This window comes from Flavobacteriales bacterium, from assembly GCA_013214975.1.
Taxonomy (GTDB): domain Bacteria; phylum Bacteroidota; class Bacteroidia; order DT-38; family DT-38; genus DT-38.
Genome location: JABSPR010000435.1, coordinates 1 through 3,646 on the forward strand (window position 1 = coordinate 1; position 3,646 = coordinate 3,646).

Here is a 3,646-nt window from a genome sequence, read left to right on the forward strand (position 1 = left end):
ATCCCTAACAGTATTGACATGCACTCCGTAAAAGTTGGCTATATCCTTTTTCTTATCCCCTCGTTTTATCATCTTGACCGCATCTCGTCTTATGATATTTCTTTCTTGGTCTAAGACGCTTCTTAAATCTGTTTTTTCCATCCCGAAAGATACAAAAAACAAACTACAAACTAAAGAACTATTGATTCCAAGTTAATAATAACCCTTAAGAGCTTGCCTATTTATTACCTATTGTGGCTATCTATTTAAACTTACTAAAGTACGCGCTTTCATAAATATGAAAAGCTTGATAAAGCTAATATTCCCCGTATTCAATTATTAGAATCAATCGATGTGCTTCATCTGACTTAAATTTTTTAAATTTATACTATATGAAAAAGATATTCTTAATCTTCATAATGTCACTCTTCATGCTATCTACCCAAGGACAAAGCCTTGGGGGTAGCGGGTTCTCAAGTTTCGACAACCGATTTTCTGTAATAGCGGATGATGCCTTCCGAGCAGAATTATATCACGAAGCCATCGAACTATATAACAGAGCCTTCCAAAAGGCTAAAGGGAATAAGATTGAAAAGCAACGTATCTACTTTCAAATAGCCTATTGCTACCAAAAAACATGTAAATACAAAGAAGCAGAAATATGGTTCGATAAAGCTATCCGATCAGGACATTTAGATCCTCTTGCTATCCTTTATTTGGCGGATGCAAAAAAACAAAACAACAAATTCGACGAAGCTTTGGAGTTGTATGAGAAATACGCTAAAAAAATCCCAGACGACCAAAAGGGAAAAGACGGATTGGCATCTGTAAAACTTGCTAAGGAATGGAAAGATGCAGAATCAAAATACGAAGTGAATACAAACAATGCCTTCAATTCAACGGCTGATGACTATTCTGCAGGGTATGCAAAAAAGAATTTTAAAATAGTTTCCTTCACTTCTTCCCGCTCTTCTGCTACTGGATTTGCTATTGACGGGAGAACAGGACAAGATTTCTCCGATATATTCTTAACTTCTATAGACAGAAGAGGAAAATGGTCAAGTCCAACAACTGCAATTGGTGGTATAAACACAATGTTCAATGAGGGCGGATCTGCTTTTAACAGAAAATACAATAAAATTTATTTTACAAAATGTGAGATCAGGAAGAAAGAAAACATGGGCTGTCAGATATACGTTTCCACACCAAGGGGGAAAGGATACACAAATGGTGAACCAATAAAACTAGCACACGATTCTATAATCGTAGCTCACCCAGCAATGGCACAAGATAACAAAACGCTATACTTTGCATCTAACATGAGAGGAACGCTAGGTGGTACTGATTTATGGGTTACTACCTACGATAAAAAAGCAAGGTTGTGGTCGCATCCCAAAAACCTTGGGCCTACGATCAACACTTCGGGAAACGAAAAATTTCCTGTAATCCGAAAAAATGGCGATTTATACTTTGCTTCAGATGGTCATTTAGGAATGGGTGGGCTTGATATCTTTATGACAAAGAAAACAAGCGACACAACCTACACTGAACCAGTTAATCTTAAATATCCAATCAACACATCTCGAGACGACTTTGGAATGTCTTTTAGAGGCAATGAGGATAAAGGCTTTATCACGTCAAATAGGATTGGCGGAAAAGGTGGTGATGACATTTATGAATTTATAATGCCTCCTATCGAGGTTATAGTAGACGGTTATGTTCGTAACGAAGGTACACAGCAAGTCGTAGCTAATGCGGTTGTCGAACTAAGAGGATCTGATGGCTCACATGTTATTGACACTACTGGCGAAGATGGGTTCTACGCCTTCCCTCTTAAAAATGAGACTAGCTATGATCTAGAAGCGAAAAAAGTTACTTTTCTGTCCGGCTTTACTCAGGTTACTACAATAGGCATTATGAAATCAAAGACTATTACTCCTGAATTCGGATTAGAATTAATCGATACTAGAGAGCCAATTAACTTACCCAATATCGATTTTAAAATAAGCGATTGGAAACTTAACCCTAACGCTAAAAAGGAATTAAAGAACCTAGTTAAAACTTTAAATCTTTACCCTGAACTTACAATAGAACTGAGGTCACATACCGATTATAGCGGAAACGACATTGCTAATAAAGAGCTTTCGCAGAAAAGAGCACAAAGCGTGTTAGACTTTCTTGTTGAAGAGGGCATTGTCTCAGACAGAATAAAAGCTGTAGGATATGGCGCAACCGTGCCACTAAAAGTGAGTAAAAAAATTGCTGAAAAAACTGCCTTTCATGAGGGCGATGTTTTAACCGAGAAATTTCTGGGCCCAGTTAGCAGAAAGGGCAACCCTAAATGGGAAGAAGGAATGCAATTAAACAGGAGAACCGAATTCTTTATCCTAAGCATGGACTACAAGCCAAGCGTAGAAACCGTTGAAGAAGAACAACAAGAAGAATCTGTGGATTAAAAGCACTTAATACAAAAGGGATTATCTAATTAATAATCCCTTCTACTTTAGCAGTTACAATCTTCTCCGCTGCACTCGCAAGTGCAATTGCAGTTACAATTACAACTCGGATCTGTTCTATTTAATTCTTGATTTTTCATAATCACTCGTTTAAATTATTAATACATCTTAGAGACGCAGAAAATTAGAAAGGACGCAAATTAACACCTGCAATTTTCAATATTAGATGATATCACATTTCCATAGGAGTCTATTTTAATAGCGCAACAAGCAGTAAATAACTCCTTTAGGATCACTCTTCCTCTTTGCACTCTTAACTTCACCGCAGAATAAGAAACATTCAACTCCTTGGCATAATCCTTTTGCGAAAGGTCTCCATAAATTGTTTTCTCCAAAGCATCTCTATACTTATTTGGAATTCCTTCACAAAAGGCATTAGGCAATTAACAAACTGTGGATTGGCTTCCATATTTTGATGAACAAGCGGTTCTTCACCAATGTATTCCGTTAAAAGAACCCCTTTCTTTCGATGGAAGTCAATTAACGTATTTCTCGTTATCTGATATACCCAACTGGTAAGCTTATCTTCATCGCTAAGCTGATGCGAATGTTCATGTATTTTAATGAAGACGTCTTGCAAAATATCTTCTGCATTTCCAGAACTATCTACCCTTGCTTTGATAAAGCCTAGAAGTTTGCTACTGAAATTCGCCCAAATTACTTCGGTTGTCATACGTTTTATCTTGTAGACGTATGCCAATTAAAAAGATGTTAAATTTCACTCAAAACCTTTGCTTCTCAATAACGGACCTATTTCCGGTTCTTGTCCACGGAACTCCACGTACAACTCCATACCCGGCTTAGAACCTCCTTGAGAGAGCATGTGTCTAAATCGTTTTGCTGTTTCTTGATCAAAGATACTTCCAGCATCTTTAAAGGCCTGGAACGCATCTGCATCTAATACTTCAGACCATAAGTAACTGTAATATCCAGAAGAGTACCCACCATCAAATATGTGTGCGAAATAAGCACTTCTATACCTTGGTATAATCTCTTCAATCAACCCTATTTTATCCATTGCTTCCTGTTCAAAAGAATTCACATCTCTTAGTTCATAATCTTTTAAAGTATGCCATGCCATATCCAAATATGCCGCTGCCATATACTCTATTGCTCCGAACCCACCGTTAAATGAGTTAGCGGCTTTCATC

Annotated in this window: 4 protein-coding genes; 1 reads left to right on the plus strand and 3 read right to left on the minus strand. The window is 37.3% G+C overall.

Translation table 11 applies throughout. From position 1 onward, the window contains the following. Positions 1-371: 371 nt before the first annotated feature. Positions 372-2,435 carry an OmpA family protein gene (locus HRT72_13480; GenBank protein ID NQY68720.1) on the plus strand — a complete coding sequence of 688 codons (2,064 nt, stop codon included), beginning with the start codon at positions 372-374 and terminating at the stop codon, positions 2,433-2,435. A gap of 200 nt (positions 2,436-2,635) precedes the next feature. Here the strand turns inward: HRT72_13480 and HRT72_13485 are convergent, their stop codons facing one another. The 3 genes from HRT72_13485 to HRT72_13495 form a co-directional block, all read right to left on the minus strand. Beyond that, positions 2,636-2,830, minus strand: a complete 195-nt coding sequence (locus tag HRT72_13485) for a hypothetical protein (GenBank protein ID NQY68721.1) — start codon at positions 2,828-2,830, stop codon at positions 2,636-2,638. Next, positions 2,776-3,168 (minus strand): hypothetical protein, encoded by a 393-nt coding sequence (locus tag HRT72_13490; GenBank protein NQY68722.1) that lies wholly within the window; start codon positions 3,166-3,168, stop codon positions 2,776-2,778. The genes HRT72_13485 and HRT72_13490 overlap by 55 nt, the downstream gene beginning before the upstream one ends. 45 nt (positions 3,169-3,213) lie before the next feature. Then, positions 3,214-3,646, minus strand: a 433-nt coding sequence (locus tag HRT72_13495) for a peptidase M3 (protein ID NQY68723.1), incomplete at its 5' end; no start/stop codon positions are given.